23 protein-coding genes are annotated in these 22,699 nt (G+C 32.4%); 6 read left to right on the top strand and 17 right to left on the bottom strand.

The window, feature by feature from the left end; translation table 11 throughout:
• Positions 1 to 286: 286 nt before the first annotated feature.
• The 4 genes from MHH98_RS09665 to MHH98_RS09650 form a co-directional block, all read right to left on the bottom strand.
• Positions 287 to 979 (bottom strand): LrgB family protein, encoded by a 693-nt coding sequence (locus MHH98_RS09665; protein WP_076035029.1) that lies wholly within the window; start codon positions 977 to 979, stop codon positions 287 to 289.
• On the bottom strand, positions 955 to 1,359 hold the full coding sequence (locus MHH98_RS09660) for a CidA/LrgA family protein (protein WP_425318991.1): 405 nt from the start codon (positions 1,357 to 1,359) through the stop codon (positions 955 to 957). The genes MHH98_RS09665 and MHH98_RS09660 overlap by 25 nt, the downstream gene beginning before the upstream one ends.
• Before the next feature lie 99 nt (positions 1,360 to 1,458).
• Positions 1,459 to 2,337 (bottom strand): LysR family transcriptional regulator, encoded by an 879-nt coding sequence (locus MHH98_RS09655; protein WP_340712688.1) that lies wholly within the window; start codon positions 2,335 to 2,337, stop codon positions 1,459 to 1,461.
• Between the two features lie 817 nt (positions 2,338 to 3,154).
• Entirely contained in the window at positions 3,155 to 3,823 is a 669-nt protein-coding gene (locus MHH98_RS09650; RefSeq protein WP_076035027.1) for a DUF4097 family beta strand repeat-containing protein, read from the bottom strand.
• A 183-nt stretch (positions 3,824 to 4,006) separates the two neighbouring features.
• Between MHH98_RS09650 and MHH98_RS09645 the strand changes: the two genes are divergently transcribed.
• The 3 genes from MHH98_RS09645 to MHH98_RS09635 all read left to right on the top strand — a co-directional run bounded on the left by MHH98_RS09645 (position 4,007) and on the right by MHH98_RS09635 (position 5,644).
• Complete coding sequence (locus tag MHH98_RS09645; protein WP_038182603.1) at positions 4,007 to 4,150, top strand: hypothetical protein; 144 nt, start codon at positions 4,007 to 4,009, stop codon at positions 4,148 to 4,150.
• Between the two features lie 65 nt (positions 4,151 to 4,215).
• Positions 4,216 to 4,974 (top strand): MerR family transcriptional regulator, encoded by a 759-nt coding sequence (locus MHH98_RS09640; RefSeq protein WP_038182607.1) that lies wholly within the window; start codon positions 4,216 to 4,218, stop codon positions 4,972 to 4,974.
• A 10-nt stretch (positions 4,975 to 4,984) separates the two neighbouring features.
• Positions 4,985 to 5,644, top strand: coding sequence for a GAP family protein (locus MHH98_RS09635; protein ID WP_038182611.1), 660 nt, complete (start codon positions 4,985 to 4,987; stop codon positions 5,642 to 5,644).
• Positions 5,645 to 6,268: 624 nt separating this feature from the next.
• Here the strand turns inward: MHH98_RS09635 and MHH98_RS09630 are convergent.
• The 6 genes from MHH98_RS09630 to MHH98_RS09605 form a co-directional block, all read right to left on the bottom strand.
• Positions 6,269 to 6,892 carry a DUF3267 domain-containing protein gene (locus MHH98_RS09630; RefSeq protein ID WP_340712685.1) on the bottom strand — a complete coding sequence of 208 codons (624 nt, stop codon included), beginning with the start codon at positions 6,890 to 6,892 and terminating at the stop codon, positions 6,269 to 6,271.
• Positions 6,893 to 7,058: 166 nt separating this feature from the next.
• A complete protein-coding gene (locus MHH98_RS09625; RefSeq protein ID WP_038182620.1) occupies positions 7,059 to 8,279 on the bottom strand; it encodes a hypothetical protein in 1,221 nt (406 codons plus the stop codon).
• A 165-nt stretch (positions 8,280 to 8,444) separates the two neighbouring features.
• Positions 8,445 to 8,666: a hypothetical protein gene (locus MHH98_RS09620; RefSeq protein WP_038182623.1), complete on the bottom strand. Its 222-nt coding sequence runs from the start codon at positions 8,664 to 8,666 to the stop codon at positions 8,445 to 8,447.
• 165 nt (positions 8,667 to 8,831) lie between these two features.
• Complete coding sequence (locus MHH98_RS09615; protein WP_340712684.1) at positions 8,832 to 9,458, bottom strand: GyrI-like domain-containing protein; 627 nt, start codon at positions 9,456 to 9,458, stop codon at positions 8,832 to 8,834.
• 50 nt (positions 9,459 to 9,508) lie between these two features.
• Positions 9,509 to 9,931: a GNAT family N-acetyltransferase gene (locus MHH98_RS09610; RefSeq protein ID WP_340712682.1), complete on the bottom strand. Its 423-nt coding sequence runs from the start codon at positions 9,929 to 9,931 to the stop codon at positions 9,509 to 9,511.
• Positions 9,932 to 9,957: 26 nt separating this feature from the next.
• Positions 9,958 to 10,998 carry a serine hydrolase domain-containing protein gene (locus MHH98_RS09605; RefSeq protein ID WP_340712680.1) on the bottom strand — a complete coding sequence of 347 codons (1,041 nt, stop codon included), beginning with the start codon at positions 10,996 to 10,998 and terminating at the stop codon, positions 9,958 to 9,960.
• A 464-nt stretch (positions 10,999 to 11,462) separates the two neighbouring features.
• Here MHH98_RS09605 and MHH98_RS09600 point away from each other — a divergent pair, with 464 nt between their 5' ends.
• Positions 11,463 to 12,653 carry an MFS transporter gene (locus tag MHH98_RS09600; RefSeq protein WP_038182631.1) on the top strand — a complete coding sequence of 397 codons (1,191 nt, stop codon included), beginning with the start codon at positions 11,463 to 11,465 and terminating at the stop codon, positions 12,651 to 12,653.
• Positions 12,654 to 13,145: 492 nt separating this feature from the next.
• On the opposite strand, the gene MHH98_RS09595 is transcribed toward MHH98_RS09600, so the two are convergent.
• Positions 13,146 to 13,775, bottom strand: a complete 630-nt coding sequence (locus MHH98_RS09595; RefSeq protein WP_340712677.1) for a class I SAM-dependent methyltransferase — start codon at positions 13,773 to 13,775, stop codon at positions 13,146 to 13,148.
• Positions 13,776 to 14,331: 556 nt separating this feature from the next.
• The gene (locus MHH98_RS09590) at positions 14,332 to 15,003 is read right to left on the bottom strand and encodes a hypothetical protein (RefSeq protein ID WP_340712675.1); all 672 of its coding nucleotides are present in this window, start codon (positions 15,001 to 15,003) and stop codon (positions 14,332 to 14,334) included.
• A gap of 427 nt (positions 15,004 to 15,430) precedes the next feature.
• Here MHH98_RS09590 and MHH98_RS09585 point away from each other — a divergent pair, with 427 nt between their 5' ends.
• Positions 15,431 to 16,345 carry an EamA family transporter gene (locus MHH98_RS09585; RefSeq protein WP_038182639.1) on the top strand — a complete coding sequence of 305 codons (915 nt, stop codon included), beginning with the start codon at positions 15,431 to 15,433 and terminating at the stop codon, positions 16,343 to 16,345.
• Between the two features lie 349 nt (positions 16,346 to 16,694).
• Here MHH98_RS09585 and MHH98_RS09580 read toward each other — a convergent pair whose 3' ends face one another.
• Both MHH98_RS09580 and MHH98_RS09575 read right to left on the bottom strand, forming a co-directional pair.
• Positions 16,695 to 17,189 carry a hypothetical protein gene (locus MHH98_RS09580; RefSeq protein ID WP_038182642.1) on the bottom strand — a complete coding sequence of 165 codons (495 nt, stop codon included), beginning with the start codon at positions 17,187 to 17,189 and terminating at the stop codon, positions 16,695 to 16,697.
• A 613-nt stretch (positions 17,190 to 17,802) separates the two neighbouring features.
• Positions 17,803 to 18,048: a hypothetical protein gene (locus MHH98_RS09575; protein ID WP_038182645.1), complete on the bottom strand. Its 246-nt coding sequence runs from the start codon at positions 18,046 to 18,048 to the stop codon at positions 17,803 to 17,805.
• Positions 18,049 to 18,387: 339 nt separating this feature from the next.
• Between MHH98_RS09575 and MHH98_RS09570 the strand changes: the two genes are divergently transcribed.
• A complete protein-coding gene (locus MHH98_RS09570; RefSeq protein ID WP_076035020.1) occupies positions 18,388 to 18,789 on the top strand; it encodes a hypothetical protein in 402 nt (133 codons plus the stop codon).
• A gap of 383 nt (positions 18,790 to 19,172) precedes the next feature.
• Here MHH98_RS09570 and MHH98_RS09565 read toward each other — a convergent pair whose 3' ends face one another.
• From MHH98_RS09565 to MHH98_RS09555, 3 genes are all read right to left on the bottom strand, one after another.
• Complete coding sequence (locus MHH98_RS09565) at positions 19,173 to 20,318, bottom strand: Ger(x)C family spore germination protein (RefSeq protein WP_038182648.1); 1,146 nt, start codon at positions 20,316 to 20,318, stop codon at positions 19,173 to 19,175.
• Positions 20,311 to 20,547 (bottom strand): hypothetical protein, encoded by a 237-nt coding sequence (locus MHH98_RS09560; RefSeq protein ID WP_038182651.1) that lies wholly within the window; start codon positions 20,545 to 20,547, stop codon positions 20,311 to 20,313. Before MHH98_RS09560 ends, MHH98_RS09565 begins: the two co-directional genes overlap by 8 nt.
• A 301-nt stretch (positions 20,548 to 20,848) precedes the next feature.
• Positions 20,849 to 22,201 (bottom strand): PepSY-associated TM helix domain-containing protein, encoded by a 1,353-nt coding sequence (locus tag MHH98_RS09555; RefSeq protein ID WP_038182654.1) that lies wholly within the window; start codon positions 22,199 to 22,201, stop codon positions 20,849 to 20,851.
• Positions 22,202 to 22,699: the final 498 nt, after the last annotated feature.

Below are 22,699 nucleotides of genomic sequence, written 5' to 3'. Positions count from 1 at the left end.
ATTCTTTCACGATTTTCATTTATCTTACTAAACATTATTAAATAATCTGACCCGATTATGGAATAATCTTATATCTTTTTACCATAAGAAACCCCTTTAGACAATTTACATCTAAAGGGGTAAAGCTTCGCAACTTTTTTATAAACCTCGCGACTTTATTTTCAATCCACAATTACTGTTGGTTTAAAATTAAGTTTGATTATAAATCACTCTAAATCCTTGATTTCAATGCATATAATATCAATTGTTTTGAATTATATTCATGTTAGAGGTTGAACCAATATTCCTACACGTTCAAAGTATGGATAAAAGGTGTTAGGATTAGTGCCCAGATGACTGTAAAGATGGCAGTCAGAATGTAGGATACACTGGAGGTTGTTCCCTCTTTTTCCCCGATTTTAAACGCTTTTGCAGTCCCAAGTGCCTGTGCACCCAAACCATACATCATGCCGATAGACAATGGATGCTTAATGGAAAAGTGCTTCATTATAGTTGGTCCTATGAAGACACCAACAAAGCATGTCAACATACTAAAAAGAACAGTTATGGCAGGAGTCCCTCCAATGGATTCAGACAAACTGACAGCAATTGGAATGGTGACAATGCGAGGAATAATACTAAGCATATAATCCTTTCCCATTGCAAGCAGGTAAGTACATAAAATTCCAGAAACAACAGCAATCAAGGAACCGGCTGCAAGACTACATACAATCACGCGCCAATTTTTCACCAGAAACGACCAGTTTCGATACAATGGAATGGCTAATGCAACGGTTACAACGTCTAACAATTTATTTAGTGGAAAAGTGCCATTTGCATATTCTTTGTATGGTATATCCATTATCAAAAGGAGAACAATGAGCATAACAGGTGTTAGAATGATTGGTGAAAATAACAATCCTGGTTTTTTCCGATTAATCTTTTTCGTCAAAAAATAAAATAGGACAGTGATAATTATATAGAAGATTTTGGTAACCATTTCCTTGCTTCACCGTCTTTTCTTTCTAAAATCCTATCGGAGATGACTCCTGTTGCTATCATCATAAGTGCTGTACCACTAACAACAATGAATAAAATAATTAGTCCTTTGATGCCAAATATCCATGAATATTCCATAAATCCAACGACTGCCGGTATGAAAAATAACATCATCTCGGAAATAATAAGCGTAGCCCCAGCTTGCACCCAATTTAATTTAATCAAGCCTAAATGAAGACCGAAGAATAATAAAATCATCCCGATAATACTTCCTGGAATAGGTACATGAAGAAGAGAGACAATATAGTCACCGATCCAGGTAAATGCAATAATAACCCCAATTTGCAATAAAATTGTTAAGCCCTTTTTCAAGAGCAACACCTCCGAAATAGAACAATATGTAATATAGATCATTCTACTTTGAGATTCCCGATTCGTAAAATATATAAAAGACATCAAAACTATTCCATGAAGTTATAGTTAGGTTTTTCCTTCTTGAAGATAAGTAATGAACTCCCGAACTGCATAGGAAAGATACTTATTCTTTTTATAAATCATTGCCAATTCCCAATCAATCTGAGGTGAAGTAATAGAAACAATAGAAACCTGATCCTTAAATCGGTTTGCTACCGACTTCGGAACAACAGATATCCCAAATTGTGCCGCTACCATCTCTCCAACGATATCCCATAAGGAACTTTTGTAGACTAAATTAGGTTCAAATCCCGATTGCAAACAGGCCTTCATTACCACATCATGCAGAACATATTCTTCGGTAAAGAGAATAAAGGCTTCTTCCTTTAATTCGGATAAAAGTACTGATTTTCTTTCCGACAGCCAATGATCCCTGTCAACAATGACAACTAGTACTTCTTTGAATAAGGGGATGGATTCAAACACTTCAGAGTCAACTGGTGATACGGTAATACCAACATCCACTTCCCCTTGTACTACTTTTCGTTCTAATTGTTTCCCGCTAAATTCGACCATTTGCATTTCAATTTGCGGATAACCCTTTTTAAAATCAGCCAGCACGTTCGGAAATAACATTACACCCAAAGTCGGCATTAATCCCATTTTAATGGTTCCCTTTTTTATATGAACGACTTCGTTTACAGAAGAATGGATATCTTCCATCATCTGCAAAATTTTCAATGCTTGATCATAAACAACCTTGCCCGCATCTGTCAGCTCCACTTTTCTCTCCGAACGATCTAGCAACGTCACTTGAAGCTCCACTTCCAGGCTTTTTATCATCTTACTAATGGAAGGCTGAGATACATGTAGGCTCTCAGATGCCTTCGTAAAATTCTTTTGTTTGGCTACTTCTACAAAATATTTAAGATGTTGAATATCCATTTTAAAACTCCCCCGGTACTATAATTATAATTCCTTCCCGTCATACTAAATGGTTCCATATTTTCATTTTGAACAACCTTCTAATTCATTATATTTTATTGTGTTCGATTCTACATAATTGAGAAGATGATTTTTGGACATCCTTTAACATATTCATGCATTCTTAAAAGTGGTAAATCTCGATATACAATGAAAATTGTATATATCATTGTTTTTAAAGACCTTCATATTTTTATTGGTGGTCTTTTTATTCTTATTACATAAATGTTCAATTTACTTATAAAGAGTTATTCCACAAAATTGCCCATTAACGGAACAACAAAAGGTTGTTCATAAAGGCCACTTTTATTTGTTCATCAAAAGTTAAAGGCTCAATAGTTGGAGGAAGTTCTTTAGATTTGATATCCAAAATCGGTATATGGTTATTACTCTTTTTCTTTTGGCTAACTTGAATAGAACTAACATATTTCCCCTCACAATCTCACGATGCTTAGTTGTTAAAGTTAAAAGAAATTCATGAACATCTTCTTGTTGAACAGTATCCAAAGATTCTATATGATTACAGTTATTTTGAAATCATCGGACTAACCTTATTAATACTTCCATGTCCGTCTTTCTTGCAAAATACCCCTCCTAAACACTTTATTGAATACGAAATTATGAAGTTCATTATCTTCTTCCACTAAACTCCCCCGTTAGTTGAATAAAAAAAAGCTGTCTAAACAGCTCAAAGATCTTCTAAAGCATTACAAGTCAGTCCAAGTAGAGTTTACGCTTTCTTCTTGGAGTGGTATTAGCTTTGAAGTAGTACCTGTATTTATTTCAATGATATATTTCCTGAAGAGGTTTCCAGCTGCACTTCATAATCTCCGGTCCCAGATGTTCCTTTTGTTTCTTTTTTGCTTTGTTGATTATCATTTAATACAATACCGACTGAACGTCTTCCGCTGTTAGATTTGAGAAGTAGCGTTGCATCAGGTTCATCCTCATTCAATGAAATGTCCACATTCCCACTTGTCGTAGTAACGTGAACCTCACTATGAAAGTGAAGGAAGTCAAGTTTTACACTTCCGCTTTTTCCATTAACTTGTAAATTATGAGTTTGAAGATCCTTACCAACGATGCTACCGGAGGAGCCATTAACAATGATTTCACCTTTGAATTCAGTAGGAATCCGAACTTCCAAATGGGGCATCCGATTGATTTTAAACAGACGGGTTATATCATTTTTTAATCGAATCGTTATTTTTTGCTCCCCCTCTTCCATTTCAATCCCTGGACCATTGTCGTACAAATGTAAGTACGATTCCAATTCATCAATATCCGCTGATACTACATCTATATCGATGCTTCCATTCTCTATATAAATGCTATCTATATCTTTAAGTGAGGCCATTTGAATGTCTTCACTTTCCCCACCCCCTGCACAGGAACTTAAAAACATTATAGTAAGAATAAGCAACATAACCTTACAGTATTTCTTCATTTTTACCATTCCTCTCTTTGGATACCATTATAGAAGGTGACCCCTCGTCAGTTTCAAGGTTTATATAAATTAATTAATAAAGTTCTAATAAATACTTGAAGCTTACCTTGCGTCATTTTGTATACTGTTTAGTAACTACTTTTTTTGCAATATCTAGTTAGATTAGAAAAATAGGGGGATTAGATGAAACAAGACGATATTATTATTTATGGTTGTGTCATTATAGGCGCTGGTGTTGGACTGACTCTGGATAATGCATTTCCTGGTGTGCTGATTGGCTTGGGAACAGGGTACTTACTTAAAACTCTTTTTCGTAAAGAAGAATAAAAGTTGAATGAATAAAACAGTTGTTAACGATTAGGTCTTAACGTACAGGAAGGTAGGTTTATCAGTTGATACACATTAACAAAGTGGGAGAGCTGACAGGTGTTACAGTAAGAACACTGCGTCACTACGATAAAATCGGATTATTAAAACCAACGTCCAAAACAGAAGGTGGTCATCGTTTATATACGAATAAAGAAATACAAAAACTACAGCAGATTCAATTTTTAAAAAAAATTGGATTTCGCTTGAATGAGATTAAGAATATGCTCGCTTCCAGTGAGTGGGATTGGTCGGATAGTCTAAAGAGTCAATTATCATTTGTATTAAAAGAACAGGAAAACTTAAAGAAAATAGAACAGTCCTTACGGGAGTTGATACATGGAATTGCTATTGAAGGTGAAGAAAACTGGATTGCAATTCAGAAGATCATGCAATTATCCAGTAAAGATAAAGAAATACAGCAGGATTATAGAGAATCTGTATTTAAAGAAAGAGAAATAAAGCTATGGAAAAAGGTTCCCAATATGACAAGTGACAGTTCTGATTCACTAGAATGGATCGCTCTGATAGGTCAGTTAAAGCGTTATATCAAGGACGGTCCAAAAGCAACCAAAGTTCAAAATATCATTAGAAGAATGGATGAAAAGCGTTTAGAGGAATTTGATGGTGAGAATGAATTTTTAGATAAGCTGTGGGAAATAAGGATGTCGCAAGAGCAGTCAGAGAAACTGGGATTATATCCGATTGATCAGGATGTGCTTGAGTTGATGAACCAGGCATATGTATTTTTTATGGCTGAAAAGAATAATCCTCAACCGGAATAAGGGGGAAAGAATGGTGAGTACAGAAATACTTCTCCTGATAGGAGGTTTGGCGTTACTGGATACGTTAAGCCCTGCTACATTAGGGGTAACGGTGTATATACTTTTAACAGATAAAGAGAAACTTACCAAGCGTTTATTGGTTTATTTATTGACGGTTGCCGGATTTTATTTTGCTGTTGGAGTTTCACTTATGTTAGGATTAGTTTTTTTGTTTGAGATTATTTCTGGCGTATTTCAAAATCGAATCGTAAGCTGGATAGTCTTTATTATTGGCACAATTTTGCTCATCGCAAGTTTTTATGTTCCAACAAAGAAAAATTCAGACCTGCCTTCTCCAAAATCAAAAAGCATTCTCTCAATTGTGGCTCTGGGATTCACTACTTCATTAATTGAAGTAGGTACTGCATTTCCTTATTTTGCAGCAATCGGAATAATGACTACTTCTAATCTATCATGGATGGAATGGTCTTCTATTTTAGCTGGATACAATGTTATCATGGTGATGCCTTCCCTCTTGCTGTTTCTCTTTTATCTCCTGTTTGGTCGGAGGATGCAAAAACCTCTTAAGAAACTTCGGGTGAAAATAGCTAATAATACAGGATCAGCTCTTTCTTGGATAATGTGTATTGTTGGAATTATCCTAATTTTTAATAGTCTGGATTACTTGTAGGGTGTTTGACCAAAGTATTAAATAAGGCAGAAAATGATTATCATATACATCTTTCTCTTTTAATATCAAACCGAAAAGTCCAGAAATCAATGCAATATGAGTGAACTCTGCCAAGTAATCATAATATTCTCCATGAAGGTATCGAATAATTGAATTAACGCAAAAGTAAGGCCCCTATTCAAAATAAATGATAACCATCCCTTACTTGATGGTTATGGAATAATCTTTTCTCATTTTTACCATTAGAAACCCCTTTAGACAATTTACATCCAAAGGGGTAAAGCTCTACTTTATTTTCAATCCACAATTACTATTGGTTTAGAATAAAGTTTGATTATAAATCACTCTAAATCCTTGATTTTACTGCATATAAAAAGCAATCATTTTGAATAATGATTGCTCAAAACGATTGCTTTCTTTATTTTTAAGAACTGTTTTTATAAAAAAGATTGATTATTTTAAATATGCTTAGTCCACTAAAGCACCCATTAGTTTAAGTACATCTATTCACAAACTTAAATGGTTTACTAAGAAAATTCAGTTCATTTATTACAAGAGTGCTGCCCCATTTATATATATTAAATTAAAGCATCGTGCTTAAATAATATGATTTTCGTTCTCTATTTACTTTTCGTTCATATATACACTTTTCCAATAAGTGTTTGGTCCATTACTTTTTAAAGTTGCGTTTTTCGGTACCTGTTTAATTATAAGAAATAGATTAAGTAAATCAACTGATGATGCCAATGAGTTTAGTATTATCAAGAATTTTAATGTCGTTGTTAATAGTCCAAATCCATTTAATATTAGTGGCATAATTATTGAAATAATCAAGAAAGGAGCAATTGTAATGAAGATATATCTTGATTTTGAAATTTCTTCTTCCGTTATCACAAAACCCCCGAACAGAGTAAATCCGACATATGTTTTTTCTGATTTAATAAATTTTGGAATGAAAATTAAATGAAATAATTCGTGAAGTATTAAAAGTAAAAATAGCCAAAATATAATACTTAAATTAATCGTTATTGATATTGCATCAGGTGTTAGTCCAAAATCTCTCAAAGAAATACTGGAAACTATATTTATTATAACTATAGAGATGATTGCAGCGACAATCATTAAAGGGACAGATAGCAAAATAGCACTTGTTAAATTCTTAGGTTCTTTCATTGGAATCCATCTATCTTTCATTAATTCTAAATGTAAATTTGGGTTACTTTTTGGCAATTTATTTAGTATTTTCATTTACCCACTCCATTTATTTTTTATTTAGAAGTTCAGAAAGAAAATGACGATTACCTCTATTTATGCAATCACCCCGTTTGATTATTCAACGAACCTACTGCGTTAGTTCAATAAAGAAAAAAAGAGCTGCCTATATGTCCTTGTTACTTAAAGAAGTAAATTAAGATTAATATTTATTAACAAATAAGTGGTAATTATTTTCCCTTTTTAAATATCTCCCTTTTATTTCCCCGACACCTTCTACTACAAGCGAATCAATATTTTCGATGGGTTTATCCTTTAAAATTAAATGTAATTTTTTTATGTCTTGAAGCCTACCTTTAAAATCAGTAATAACATGTTGTTGTATCAGATAGTCTTCATTGTTAATTCTTACCTTAATAAAGTTTTTATGTAAAAGCTTTTCTTCTAGGAAAATAATATTCATTGGGTCAAAAGATTTTGCAGTTATTTCTCCCTCTATACTTAGAAGGATTCCTTTTTGTTCATTAAACTTTTTAAATTCTTTCTTCCTATTTTCTAATGCAAAAATTATTACTTCCTCAGTTTCTGAGCTTATTTCGATTTCTCTGTAATCAATTAGATTACTTTTTATAAAGTTAGCTGAGAGTCGTTTGAAAAAATCATATAATGTTTCCTCTGTTCCAAAAAAATCTTCTTTCCAACCTGGCGATAACTCATCTAGTAATAAACACATAAACAAACCTGAACTATAACAGCTTCTTCTTATATTAGAAGTAGACTCATATTTGTTTATTAAGGATTGTCCGTAGTTTTGTAAAACTGAACCATATTCTAGTGAGCTTTTCTCTTCGTAAGCTTTTAATTCCACATACCACGCAGGTCCCTCAACGGATTCAATTAAGTTTTCATATATTAGATAGTCATTAATTATTGCTGCTCTTTTTTCTTTTAGCTCAATGAAAGTATTAAGATATTCTTTCTTCTTAAGCGTATTTTTTTCTAACAACGCATTATATAGATTCATTCTTTCTAGATTTCTTAATTGCACATTTTCATTTGATAAAGGATATGTGACTCCTAGTAATTCATCAGGAAATCTATTTTCCCCCTTAATATATTGATAACCGTGAAATAATTCGTGTACGAGAATAGAAAACAAACTTTCATAGTCCCCATACAATTGAAGATCTACAATTGCTGTTGGATATTCTTCATAGAGGATTAGTGTACAACCATTAAACTGTTCATCTCGTTTTAAAATTTGATATGTATTTTGTTTATTTCCTTTAAATTTAGGATGATTGTATAAATAAACATTACAATTATCATATAAGGCATAAGCAACCATTTCAAAACCTGGCCAATAATTTTCCAAATTTTCTTCTACTAATTCTTGTATTATTCGATTTAAATAGTTCGTCATAGGTATTATTTCCCTCCCTTTAATGCAGTTACCATGATATAAATTCTATAAGAGAAGTTATTTATCCTTCTTTGAAAGGTGCCTTATTGAACTAACTTGTTGCTATAATAAAAAAGCGACTGTTCACGTTGAAACAAACGCTTTAGATTTCCCTTTTAATTGTCTTCATTTTTTCTTACTTATGAACCAAATTAATATCGTTAGAACAAATAGTATGACTGGAGTCAAACCAACATATTTCCAAGCATTATTTGCCCCTAAAAAATAATATGCTATCGGTATGAATGTAATCGTACTAATTAGTAAGAATACCCAGTATTTTTTAATAATACCTACCAATAAAGCTACAATTGAGATAGATAACGAAAGTTGCCATAATAACAACATTTCCCTACCTCCATTTAACTTATTCGTTCTTCTTATCCCGCCTCTTTAGTTGAATTTTCAACAAAGAAGAACGTTAATCCGTCTTGGATCATCGCTCCCGTTTGTTTAATTACAATCCTTCATATATTTCAATAATAAATGTTCATTATGAGTTAAGAGATTATGCTATTCTATTGACTTAACCTTGTATCTCAAAACTGTTTTTAACTTTGCAGGTTCAACTTTTCTAAAATCTGAAAGATATATTTCCCTATGTTGTAATGAAGTTCTTTCAAGATTATTATTTTTTATAAATTCATTCATTAATTCAAAACTTTTAGGCTCGTCATCATATGGACCAATATGAAGCATCTGAACAGATAAACCATCTTGAAATATATCGAACGTTACATCATTTAGGAATGGATGTGGTTTCTTTTTTTCTACGTTTTCAAATGCTCTCTCTACTATTTCAGTTGTTACAAAATCTGGTTGTTTTATCATAATAGTATATAATAATTCATCTTTATTTAATGTATCCAATTCCCTTCCCTTTTCTGTTAAATCCCAAATGCCTTCTAATGGATATACAGTATATTCATAATAACCATCTGGAGTGTATCCTTGCTTCGGCATCATTCTGACCGCATAAGCCAAAGAATAAAGTACACCTATCTTTTCAGCGAATTTGTGCTCATTTGGATTTCCTTTTCCCTTTATCAAAAAAAATTTCTGTTCTGGAATTGTTACAAGTTCAGGTTTTTGTTTTGGGATATATAAATTCTTCTCTTGTTTTCTCCATTCGTATTTCAATAGTTTTTGTTCCCCTCTATATATTATTTTCATTATGTTTGAGTACTACTTCAACGTCCTTCGTTACTAAAAACCCAGATTTTGAACACATCACTTTGTTCTTGTAATTTCCAACCTGATTTATAATAATACTCATTAAAATTGGAATCAGTCGGACATAGTGCAACAATTGGTAAATCATTAATCGTATTTAACATCTTTTTTAACAACCCTTGACCACGATAAACCTCGCTTATCGCAAATTGATACAAAGAAATTTTATTTTGTGTTTTTTTACGGTAAAACCGAAATGCTCCTACTACTTGACCTTCTACTGTTGCCACTATCATTTGCTTTCTTCTTATAGCTGCTTTAATTCCAAGAGGACAAAAAAACTCTTCAGAAAAAACTGCACTGTTTTTACGATCTAAATTTACGTTGAAGAAATGCACAACTTCAAAGATATGAGTTGGATTCGCTAAAGCTATTTGCATCTTTCTCCCCCTTTAAATACCGTGTTTTATAGCATAAGTGATTTATATATATTCCCTATAATTCCTTCCATTTGATGAACACCTAATTCTGCATTCGTCATGATAACCGCACCTTTTTCTAGGTTTGAAAATGCTACCATCATACATTGAAAGCCTACGCCCCAACCGAGTGATGTAATTTTTATTTCTCTTTCAGAGTCTTCAAGAAATACACCTAATCCAGTCCAACTCTTACCTTTTTGAGGTGATATCATTTCTTTTGCTAATCTTTCTGAAATGCTAATTTTACTTTCTCCTTTTAGCGCATTCAGTAGCTCAAGAACTAATCGAGCTAAATCTAAAGAAGTTGTCCATAATCCAGAAGCTGCTGGATAAGGATATATAGGATACTTACCATCTACCAATTCACCGTTTTTATTATGACCGCAAGAAAATTCTTTTTTATCCATCTCTAACATTGTTGTTGTATCTAGATGGCTATTTTTCATTCTTATTGGCTTAAATATTAACTCATTCACTACTTGATAAAATGGCTTCTCAGTAACATCTTCAATTAGTTGCTGAACAATACAAAAACCTGCATCTGAATAGTGAAATTCACTCTCTGGTTCACAATGTACTATAATAGGAGCTTTACAATAAGGCGTTTTCCCCTCTAATAATTCAACCATCGAAGGAATACCTATTTTTGAATTTAGTTCAGAAAAACTACCTTCTGGGTCCTTTATCCCAGATAGATGACTAAGTAAATTTCTCAATGTAACGCTTTTATTTTTAGTGAATTCATTTTCTGGTAATTTCCACGATACAAGTCTAGTATTTATGTCCTCATCTAAGTCAAGAAGTCCTTCCTCTATTAGCTTTATTGCAATCATTCCTGTTAAGAACTTGCTAATGGAACACGAACTAAAAATAGAATTTTCATTTACTTTTCTATCGCTTTCTACCTCTAGTAAACCGTAATTTTCGGTTCCGCTAATTTGACCGTTCTCAAGCAATGCAATACTAATACCTGGGACATTATAATATTTCATTTGTTCTTCGATGTTGTAATTTTTTAATTTCATATTGATCCCCCTACAATAGTGTTATCAATAAAATTGTAACACGAATGTACGTTCTGTTGTATGTATTTGGAAAAAATAAATATTTAATTAACATACTGCTTAAGTGCAATAATAAAAATGTGCTTCCTAAGTAACTCAATGATTTTCCACAATAGCCCCCGTTAAGTTGATTCCTTCATAATCTCTCCTACGCAACAAGTAGACGCGTTCAAGTATATTCTTTATCTTTTTTTATAATGTATGAAATCTTTACCTAATACATAATGCTATCAATAGATTATCAAGAGAAATGTGCTTTCTTAAATAGTTTTCTGCTAACTCTCGTTGCGTTGTTGATTCCGGTAATTCATTAACCTCTATTTAATAAGAAAGTGTTTTTCTCGCAAAAATATTTTATGGTATGATGTTTAGGTCATTTATCTACAATGTGACAAATTTACATTCATCTAAGAGAAGAGGTACTTATGCACTCTACAAAATTATCCAAGCGACATTGGTTGCTCATCTTAACACTTTCTTTATTAACATTTGTTCTAGGGACAAGCGAATTTGTAATTGTCGGAATCTTAACCGATATTTCCTCGAGCCTTCTTATAACAAATGCAAAAGCAGGCACACTCGTATCTGCGTTTGCAATTACGTTTGCCATCGCCACACCACTAGTGATGTCAGCAACAAGTCATTTTCCAAAGCGTAAATGGATGTTGTTTTTGATAGGATCTTTCATCGTCCTGAATGCTTTGTGTGTATTCTCGACGAGCTACTTCACTCTCCTTGTACTTCGAATTATGACAGCGATTGTAACAGGAGTATTAATCTCTCTAGCCATGATTGTTGCAAGTGAAACCATGCCGGTTAAAAAACGAGGACTTGCTATATCATTCGTTTTCGGCGGTTTCACACTTGCAAATGTCGTTGGAGTGCCAATTGGTATTGTCATCGCCGAATCGTACGGTTGGAATGCCACTTTCATGTTAACTACTTTCCTAGGAGGATTGGCTTTTCTAGCATCCTTTTTTGTCCTGCCTAATAGACTCAGCCAAATACGCAGTTCTATACGGGATCAGTTTTCTTTAATGACAAATCCAAGAATTTTGATGGCTTTCTTCATTCCTGCTCTCGGATTTGGCGCAACTTATGCCGTCTTTACGTACCTTGTTCCTATCCTGAAGGGAATGGAAGTACCAAATCATTCAATTAGTTTAGTCTTATTTGGGTACGGATTTATCTCGATTTTCAGCAATATCCTTGCCGGTAAAATTGCTAGCCACAATGCCATTGGTCGCCTTCGGTTTGTTTTTCTTGTGCAGGCAGTTGTTCTGACAAGTTTATTTTGGACTACAAATCATTTTATTTTAGGACTGGTAAACATTGGATTGATGTCGTTAATGGCCATCCTCTTAACAACATCTACTCAGCTTTATTTAATAGACCTCGCAGGAATTTATCAGCCAAAAGCAACAGGACTCGCTGCTTCACTTATGCCAGTGGCAAGCAACGTAGGAATCGCCTTTGGTTCCGCATTAGGCGGAATTGTATACCATCAAGGGAATTTAATGAATGTTACTTGGGTCGGTGGGATAGTTGCAGTCTGTGCAAGTCTCTTAACTTTCTTTAGTCACCTTTTAGATCAAAAACAAAAGAAATCAGCATAAAATGAAAGCAACAAACGCTTGACATGCTTCCTTTGGTATCTCTAAAAAAACCAAAATCTTCCCATGCCATAATTAATGATATTACAGTAATTCTTTTATATAAAACTGAAAAAAAGAAGTATCAAAGACGTTTAGTTGTTCTTTGATACTTCTTTAATAAATACCCCTTACTATGATTCGATTTCGCTTTTATATTAACAGTAACTATTCTATACAATTTTAACTAATATTCTTTATTACTTTGCAAAATTAGATTAAAAAACACCTTATTTAACTAACCTGCCCCTTTTGTTGAATATAAAAAGAGCTGTATGAACAGCTCAATGATCTTCTACTAAACTAGTATATTTAGTTAAAATCCCCTCTATTCCTTCAATATCATTTTGTATTTCATATAATCTCTCTACCAATTGAAGTCTCGGCGAATAGATGAGTATACTGACATCCTATCCGCTAACAAATTACTACTTTTGGTTTTTTGTCTGAATATATTTATAGTTCTTTCTTACATTTTACAATTATAAATTTTACTGGAGGTTTATTTTTCATGTTTTTATTTGGTTCATCAATTTCTGAAAACTCTACAATTCCATATTTTTCAAATTCTTGTTTTATGGAATCAGAATCATAAAAAAACATTTTTACGCCTTCCATTATCTCGAAATAGTCTTTATCCAATTGCTTGCCCTTTCCAAACATTGGGGCTTTTTTTGAAACAGTTGTAAAAATCATATATCCATTTGGCTTTAACTGATTATAGCAATCTTTAATAAACTTATCTCTCTCACGATTATTCAATAAGTGAAGAAGTGCATGGCAAAATATACCGTCATAACGTTTTTTATCAAAAGGCATGTCAGTTACTGAACCATGAAAAATACTAATATCAAGTCCGTTTTTCCTCGCCAAATCAATTGCAGTTTTTGAAATCTCAATACCTGTTACATTAATTCCATTGTCAATAAAAACCTTTGCATTTCTTCCATATCCAATACCTGGTACCAGTATGTCCTTAACATTCCTTTCAAGGAAAAAGTCCTTTGTCACGATTGCAGAGTCTGTAGGTTCAAATCCCCACATCGTTTGTTTTTCTATAAAACTTGATTCCCAAAATTCCGTCATATCTCTATCTCCTTTATGTTTTATTTTAATTGGGATGCAATTTTGCTTGACGCTCATGTTAATTTCAAGTAATGTCTATATGCCTAAACTCCAATAAATGAGGATTCCCCCAATCCAGTTCTTTTATATTAAAATAGGGCAACTAATACATAGTCTTTTTAATTCAAACAAGTATATTACAGATTCTTTATATCTGCAATTAATATAAATCGATCTCTTAAGTAAGAAAAATATAGCTAGCTATTTTGAAGCTCTTAAAAGCTGAATACTACGCTTAATCTGAGACTGTAAATTCTTCATCCTCAATGGGAATTATCAACTTTCAACTGTCCGAGGTCCTTTGTTATGGCTTGTCTATCTTGTAAGTAGCTGTAAATAAAAATTTGCAAATCGTTAGGTTTTTGATGTTTTATTGTTAACTATATAGTTCGGTTAAAATTGACAGAGTTAGATGTTGATTTTTAAGTGATAGACTGCCTCCCTTCTTGTTGTTTTGATGAAAATAAAAAATACCCTCCAAGAATATCTTTGGAGAGCATCCTAATCTGAGTAAACTCTAAAATCGATAAGGAAATTGCATGATAATAGCTTTTGAAATCATATCTGACATTTCCAATGCTTCTGCTACGATTTTATCAAAAACTTCAATATTTAATTTATAGTTTTTCTGAATCATAGTAACTGCTTCATTTTTAGTTAAGGCTAAATGTGAATAAAACATTTTTCGTAAATCTTCTTTATTTATATATGGATTTATACTACTTAAAAAAGATGTGATCTCATCTGCATTACGATACCATTCTTTCTCTTTAGCATCTACTGTTTTTGTATCACCTTTTACAGCAGCAGTAACTAATTGTGCGGCTATTACTAAATGTTCTTTCATTAGCTCAGTATAATGATCTGCGATTTTGTCACCATAATAAGGACGGAGGCAATTCCCTAAATCGGTAGCATTTTGTAAAAGTCGATCTTGTACAAATGGTAAATCTGGCAAACCAAAAACAATGCTTATAATAGTCATCCTGGTCCAGTTGACATGCTCCATCCAAAGTAACCGATTCATACTTATATAATCAGCTGCTGCTTTACTGATGCAACGAGAGGCATTATAGTTTGAATTTTGGTTCAAAAAATGTCTAAGGGATGCGGTATATTGTGAGTATGGAGGGTTATAATTCGCTATTCCAGGATACGAGTAGAACCCATTTAAGGGTACACTGTACATTCACTCCTTTAATTTATGGAACCCTAAATTAGGTTCTTTCATTAGGATACTCAGAAACAACAAAAAATGTGAAATGACTGTACAACGTAACCATTCATCATTATCTAGTGATTCAAGACAGATGATATTAAATCAAACTTTTATTAACACTCTCCTAAAAGCCTATCAAATCGGATAAAATTAAAAAAATTCAACTCTTATTATCTAGGAAAATGTAACATAAACTAGTGCCAAATAACTTCACCCTATTTTATCATGCCAAAATAGTTGTTGACACCTAGCAAACTTTTATATACAATTTTCATAATTTGATACGCAAACTCACACGAATTCGTGAGTGGCGGAATTTTGTAGAGTTTTAACTCTGTTTCATTCGCCCGTCGTCTATAAATAGACGACGGGATTTTTTATTTTTTGGAGGGATTTTTTGAATAAATTGAAGTTTTCTTTAGTGGTTTTATTAGGTGCCTGTAGCTATGGAGTCCTATCTTCCATTCTTAAAATTGGATTTTTAAATGGATTTTCTTTTCCTGAACTTTTAGGTGGACAATATGTATTTGGCTGGTTTGGACTATTATTACTTGTTATTACCTTTTCTCGTTACAAAGTATCCTCAAAAAATATATTATCGTTGTTAGCAGTTGGGACAACAATGAGTTTAACAAGTATTTTTTACGGGCTTTCTGTAAAAGAACTACCTGCATCCATTGCTATTGTGTTGTTATTTCAATTCACATGGATGGGCGTTCTAATTGAAGCAATTGCTAATAAAACTTTTCCAAGTCGTGAAAAGGTATTGTCCATTCTCATCTTATTTGTAGGAACGGTGTTTGCTGGGGGGGTATTTGATGGTTTAGGACAACAATTATCTATAAAAGGAATCATCTTTGGTTTACTAGCAGCTATAACTTTTTCCTTATATATATTTGCAAGTGGACGTGTTTCTACAGAAGTTCCAATCTATTCAAAAAGCTTTCTTATGACAACGAGTGCAACACTCTTTGTGTGCTTAGTATTTCCTCCGACATACTTGATTGATGGTACTCTGCAGGCTGGATTATGGAAATATGCATTAATCCTTGGTTTCTTTGGTGTTGTTATACCAGTCATTTGTTTTTCCATTGGTGTACCAAAAGTAGGGACAGGCCTTGGAACAATTTTAGGAGCTGTCGAACTACCAACAGCAGTTATTGCTTCTATTACACTTGTTCATGAAGTCGTATCGCCTTTACAATGGATTGGAATCATTTGTATTTTATCCGGAATTTTCATACCTCAAATGTTACAAGTACAAAAAGAGAAGAAACAAATCCGTTTTCGTGAAGAAACTACAGAACTTTAGGTAGGTATCTATATAGTTATACAAACTAAAATCAACTTTTGATTTTTTCAAAAAAGAATCCATTTTGATCAAACCTTTTCAAAATGGATTCTTTTTATTTGATGTAAAATATATTAAACAATAGTTATCATGATTTCAGTTTCTCTACAGAAACAATCAAACATAAAGCCTCATATGTATTCCCCGAAAATTCTCTGGGCACTGTACCAGTTCAATCAAATCATCCGTATTGTTGGTAAGACCAACCATTTTCAGATAGCCCTTCTAATCCATTAACGAACTAATTCAAAATAATAAACTCAAAGAATAGATTATAGGACAAATGCATTTTATGTATTTTACTCTTCCTTTATAAAACTTCAAATTCCATTTTCCTCATACGTTCTTTTCTAAATATCGCTTTGGCATCTTTATAATTAACAGGTACAATAGGACGCATTATCGCACTTAACTTAATATTCGATTCTATAACATCAACACCCGTATATTCTAACAATCTATAAAAGTATCTATTTTGGTTTATAGTTACAGGTAATATATTCCCTAACTTAAAATCGTATATACGCGGATCATTAAACTCACACTGAATACTTACTTCTATTTCATCTCTAGCCCTAGTTTTTTTAAACTCTGTATCGTGTGGTATAAATTGATTTTTACTTAGATCTTGAACTATATAAACTATCTCTATCATTTTTTCTTGCGTAATCTCAAAACACTCAATACCTATAATCAAATAATATTTCTCGTCGATTTCACTTACTTCACCAATTTTCTTTGTACTCTCAAAAGGATAAAAACTAACTTTCATTTTTCTGATTACACCTAAATCTATATCAAGCAATATTCCCACCTCACTAATGATTATTTAATTATGATAAGCTTGTTTTTTTATTTTAATAACATATGTAAATATTATTTAGTCATCAGATTTTGTATTATAAAGAAATGTTTCGCAATCAAATTTATCACCCTCTCTTCAATTACCTATACCCGTTATCTTCTTTCTCGAATCATCTGAGAGCGTTTTAAATTTATAAAATTACTCGGACTTAATTTTAAAACGTATTTTAATTATCAATATACACTCGAAAAAAGTATCTATTCTGATAATTTTATCTAATAAAAGTAAATTAGTATATACAAATATTGTAAAGACATAAAAAATCTTTAACAACTCCAATATAAAGAGAGGAATTGATCTTCTTTCAACAATTCTTCATTTGGGTAAAGTACTTATTCGTATTTATTCCCTTTTAACAGATCTTCGTAGAATCCAACCTTACAAATCAAAACGTCCATGTTTTTTTCAAAGCTTTCATCTCCAATTCCACTAGACATCTATGACTTTCATGGAAATCCATCCTTTCAGATATAATTATTCCAACAATATTAGTAAAGGAAAAGCTGAGATAAATGTATATAAAATACTAGTATCTCAGCCTCCATTCTCTTATTTAAAATTCATTTTTTCTACCCTCTGCTTCTGCTTCAGCTTTGTCTTGCATTTCCTTTTTCTTGACATATAGTTCTTGTTTACGACGTTGGTTTTTTTCTTGTAGATTTACTAATTCTTCTTCACCAGCAAATTCCATACTGATTTCAGCTTCACGAATATTTTTTTCCGTATTTTCAATCATGCTCTGTACTCTTGCCGCACTGTTTGATTTGTCATTAGACTTTGGGACATTTTGATCTGCCATTAATTGACCTCCTCATTCATTTAATTATTACTGTATTAGTTTGTTTTTCTTTGTACACTTTATACTGTAATAAAAAAAGAAAGCCCGCCTTTGATAGACCTATAAAAACTCCAGACGTGCAAAATTCTATATTAATGGAAAAAAGCCGCTATCGAAACTTCCATAGATAGCGGTTTTTTCATACCATTTCTTTTTACGAAACTGTTCCCAGCAGGCCTTCTTCTCTTTAATTTCATTGGAATATTTTACATTTTGAATCCGATGAAATTTTACAACTTACACCTAACATCGTTCTAATTCATAAGATAAGATACACACTTTTAGTTAGGAGGAATCCAATTGTATTACAGTCCTTACCCATATGTTCTCTATGCAAATCAGTATCCACAGTGGGTCATGGCAAATCATTCTTCATCTACTCAAATCCCTAGACAATTAGCAATGCCAACAAACACCAGCCCATTTCCCCCTGTAAATACACATAAGTTTAAGACTTCAGCAAAAGAGATACAAAACATTATGCAACAAGCTCATCTGCTTGTAGATAAGATATCAGTTTCAGAGAAATTTGCACATGATCTAATAAACGCTGCACAACTTTCAAATAAAACTGAAGTCGACAGATTAATCTCTTCAACAGGAATTACCATTACATTCGATACTAAATATACACCAGACAGTATTCGAATTAATTTGACTGAGAATGGTTGTTGCGGGCTAACGGTCATTTTAAATTGGTGATTTAAGAATTTACAAACCTAAGACCTCTTTTATTATTGTCTTAGAATATCAGCATTTCGTATATTCGCTACTTGAAAGAACGCATGAAATTGAATCTGTATACGGTCATAAAGCAGGAATAGCAAACATATTTAGATAGACTGTATCGTTTGTTTCAGTCCATGCAACTGTTGCAATTCGTTCACTTTCAACCTCTAGCTGAAGTAGTCACCTAAATAACATGTTTCCTTCAATTTGCTGAACATAATCAAGATAAAATCGGTTATTCTTGATTCATTCTATGAACAACCAATGTGGCTCTTGCCACATTAAAAGTTATGGACAAACCCATTTTAAGTATACGAGCTTTATTACAAAGATGACATCAAATTTTAATTTTTCTGTTATTTATCGATTGTTTCTTTAAATGATTTTCTCTGTGCTTTTATTTTATTAATTTCAACTTTGATATTGATCGAATCTTCATTTAACTCAACTTTCCCGTTCTTCTGTAACTTTTTCCATTCCTTTATATTTTTACGATATAAGTACTCTGATAATCGATAGATGTCTACATCATTTTCTAATCCCTCTTCATAAGTATCTTTAACTTCTTTTTTAACTCCCTTTATTACCGCCTTTTTAATTTCATCGATTGATACTTTGTCCTTAAACTCACTAATATTAAAATTCAATTTTATACGAACATTAAACTTCACTTTATCTTTAATAATTGGTTTCACTGTTACTTTTACTTTGTCTACTACAACTGTGAAGTGTAGTTCTTCGTTTGAACCTACGTTGGCCGTAACTTCTCCCCTCTTAGTATCATTTGTCATCCATTGTAATCCTCGTGACTTTTCAGCTGGTATAAAACCTTTAAACTCTTTAGGAGAGAGTATTCCAACTCCCAATAAATCAGCTTCGTTTTTGGTTTCTTTTTCTGTTTCCCAGTCTTTGATAGTAACGAAGGGTATACCTATTTCATGATTTGGTTCATTTAGTCCGATTATCAATGTTCGAAAATTAATAGGTTTAATAAAGGATTCTTGTTCATATGAGTTTTCAGGATTTCCTAATTTTGATAAAATTATCGATTTGTTAATATTTGGAGTAGTTAAAAGTATATCGTTTACTGGATCCTTAGTACCGTAAACCCATATTTGATATCTCGTTTCTCTATATCGAATAAAAGCGTCAATAATTTGATTAGATCTTCCGTTTTTTAATACTTCTTCAGATAATATAACATATGAAAAAAAACCCCAAAAAACCTGTTCATCCATTGAATGATATAAATTAAAAACCGCTTCATTAATGGTTTTACCTGAAGCATGCCCTACTTCAGCCTGTGGAACATTAGTGACTGGTTGTTCATTTTTCGCAGTATTAGTGAAATCAACTATTTGGGCATATACCTCATACTTCCCGTCCTTATAATCCAAGCCCATACCATGAATATATAACATTCTCTCTGGTGCGTTTACATCCCAACAACCTGTGAGGAGAGTCGTAAGCATAATAACTAATATTAATATTCCTTTATTCATTTGCGGCTTCTTTTGGACGTAATTTTTCTTGAGGGACTAACATAGCTGAACGTCTATAATAGAATTTTACTCTACTCGATATATCATCAATGAAGCTATTCATTGGTCTTTTTAAATTGAGTGTAAACCAAAGAAAATAAGCATCTTCAGACTTCGAAAATGACTGTCTCAAGTCATTAAAATCTATTGAATCTTTGGCATGCTCCATCCCACTCACTACTTTCTGCATTATTATTTTCCTGCAATAAAGAATTGTTCATTATTTGTTAGTTATCACCAACAACAAGGAATATTATAAGTAGGAAATTATAATGTTTCATTTGCTGATTTTTTTTACTACTAATTGTATCCTGGTAGATCAATTAAAAATCTTCGTAAAATAGAAAAAACCTTCAAGTTATTAACTTTGAAGGTTTTCTATATCTATATTAATAATTCTTTCGGTTACTATGTTATCCATAAATCGAAAATAGTTAGTAAATGTACATCAATTTTTTTCACTTCAATGTTCAGGAATTGATATTCGTATTTTATATCTTCTGTTTTACTAACATGAACGTTTCTACTAGTAATACTAGAAGTAGTGAGATACCGAATAGTGGCATAGCAATACCCAGCAAAATCATGATGATTATAAATCCAATAGAAGTACCTTTTGATGTACTAGGTGGTGCAGAAAATTCACCTTTCTTTTTACGAGAAAGCCAAGTTTTAATACCCCAAAAAATAACGAAAACAAAGGCAAGACATACAATCAAATTGATAATCTTATTTGGCCATCCAAATAAATGTCCTTCATGTAAAGGAATTCCCCAAGTAAACCACTTAGCTAAGATACCATAGTCTTCATAGCCCGCTTTAGAAATTAACTTCCCGCTATATTGATCAAAATATGATGTCATTTCATCGTATGGACTAACATCTAATCCAGTTACACCAGTGTTACTACTTTTAGCAACAGTATATACCCCCTCTTCATCAGAAGGGTAAATAATAGAATATGGCTTAGAAATATTGGCATCTTCTACTTTTAGCATCAGTTGATGGACATTTAGCATATTTTCATTATCAGACATATCCATACCAGACATATTCATACCTTTGTGAAGTGCATGTGGATCATCATTAGAAGAAGCCGGTGCTGCATTTTTTCGAGTAGCCCAAGGTATTTCACTCATATCAGAAGTAGGTGGGTTTACTTGTTTTTCTGGATTACCAATAGATGGGTGCTCTTGTGAGGCTATATAAATGAAATTCCCCATAAAAGCCGACCAAGGTAATCCAGTAAGGATGATAACAAGCATCGGAATAGTAATAATTGTTCCTACAAGTGCATGCCATTTCTTATTTTTTTGACGAGTGGAAGCATTTTGTTTTTTCTTCAATACCTTCCCTTTAAAAGTCATGTATACACCTGTAATTAGTAGGAATATAGCCCAACAAGCAGCTAATTCAACAAGATAATTGACAACTGTTCCTCCAACAAATAATGAACTATGAACATTTCGCATGATATTTGCAAATGTATATTTCGCATTTTGGGTTCCTACGATTTGATTGTGTTCATCTAAGAAAACATATTTTTCATCGCCTTCTTTATTTCCCATCGTTAAACGTGTATTATATGGGTCGTCAAGAACTATGATTTTAGATACTGAATATCCTTCATTTTGTTCTTTAGCTTTAGCTATTCCCTCATCAATCGTTAACTGTTCAGAATATGTACTATCACCAAAGAAGTAATCATCATATACATTATTTTCAACATTCGTATAGAACAAAAAGCCAATTCCACTAAGTGTTAAAGTAAGTAGTAGTGGTGTAATAAATAACGCAGCATAAAAATGCCATCGCCAAAAGCGATTATATAAACCCTTATTCATTTCTTTCCTCCTAGAAATAATCCCTTTTTATAGAACAATACTATTCTATAAAAAAAAAGTGAAATTTGAATGAAGTTATTCAACTTTTTTTATTTATTGTCTCTAGTAATTTATGGATAATATTTCAATAGTCTTGACAAAAATAGTTTGTGAATCAAGGCTAGAAAAATTACTAACTACTCTCTAATCATCTTTCAGGTTATTTTTCATATACTTGGCTGCTTTTAGTACGTAACTTTAAGTCTGATCGATTTTAAGCGTAAAAAATATTATACTAACTATAAGTATGTCCATTTTTGGACGATCGCTCATCTTCATAAACTTATCATCTTAGAGGAGAAAAGTTGGACCGGCCCTTTTAAATCGACCAATTAGCAAACATATTTCAACTCAAAAAATAAAATAATGAATACCTAGCTGTCTAAATGTCACTGATAGAAAGGAAAATAAACGAATAATACAGTAACAGGCAGTGACACACAAATAGCAATACCCTGA

It is taken from the genome of Viridibacillus sp. FSL H8-0110 (assembly GCF_038003565.1).
Taxonomy (GTDB): Bacteria; Bacillota; Bacilli; order Bacillales_A; family Planococcaceae; genus Viridibacillus; species Viridibacillus arenosi.
Note: the sequence above shows the minus strand (reverse complement) of the source record. Positions and strands in the feature narration are given on the sequence as shown.

Coding starts and splice junctions, on each gene's coding strand:
- MHH98_RS09665 (WP_076035029.1), bottom strand. CDS start 979: ATGGTTACCAAAATCTTCTATATAATTATCACTGTCCTATTTTATTTT.
- MHH98_RS09655 (WP_340712688.1), bottom strand. CDS start 2,337: ATGGATATTCAACATCTTAAATATTTTGTAGAAGTAGCCAAACAAAAG.
- MHH98_RS09650 (WP_076035027.1), bottom strand. CDS start 3,823: ATGAAGAAATACTGTAAGGTTATGTTGCTTATTCTTACTATAATGTTT.
- MHH98_RS09645 (WP_038182603.1), top strand. CDS start 4,007: ATGAAACAAGACGATATTATTATTTATGGTTGTGTCATTATAGGCGCT.
- MHH98_RS09635 (WP_038182611.1), top strand. CDS start 4,985: ATGGTGAGTACAGAAATACTTCTCCTGATAGGAGGTTTGGCGTTACTG.
- MHH98_RS09630 (WP_340712685.1), bottom strand. CDS start 6,892: ATGAAAATACTAAATAAATTGCCAAAAAGTAACCCAAATTTACATTTA.
- MHH98_RS09625 (WP_038182620.1), bottom strand. CDS start 8,279: ATGACGAACTATTTAAATCGAATAATACAAGAATTAGTAGAAGAAAAT.
- MHH98_RS09620 (WP_038182623.1), bottom strand. CDS start 8,666: ATGTTGTTATTATGGCAACTTTCGTTATCTATCTCAATTGTAGCTTTA.
- MHH98_RS09610 (WP_340712682.1), bottom strand. CDS start 9,931: ATGCAAATAGCTTTAGCGAATCCAACTCATATCTTTGAAGTTGTGCAT.
- MHH98_RS09605 (WP_340712680.1), bottom strand. CDS start 10,998: ATGAAATTAAAAAATTACAACATCGAAGAACAAATGAAATATTATAAT.
- MHH98_RS09600 (WP_038182631.1), top strand. CDS start 11,463: ATGCACTCTACAAAATTATCCAAGCGACATTGGTTGCTCATCTTAACA.
- MHH98_RS09595 (WP_340712677.1), bottom strand. CDS start 13,775: ATGACGGAATTTTGGGAATCAAGTTTTATAGAAAAACAAACGATGTGG.
- MHH98_RS09590 (WP_340712675.1), bottom strand. CDS start 15,003: ATGTACAGTGTACCCTTAAATGGGTTCTACTCGTATCCTGGAATAGCG.
- MHH98_RS09575 (WP_038182645.1), bottom strand. CDS start 18,048: ATGGCAGATCAAAATGTCCCAAAGTCTAATGACAAATCAAACAGTGCG.
- MHH98_RS09565 (WP_038182648.1), bottom strand. CDS start 20,318: ATGAATAAAGGAATATTAATATTAGTTATTATGCTTACGACTCTCCTC.
- MHH98_RS09560 (WP_038182651.1), bottom strand. CDS start 20,547: ATGCAGAAAGTAGTGAGTGGGATGGAGCATGCCAAAGATTCAATAGAT.
- MHH98_RS09555 (WP_038182654.1), bottom strand. CDS start 22,201: ATGAATAAGGGTTTATATAATCGCTTTTGGCGATGGCATTTTTATGCT.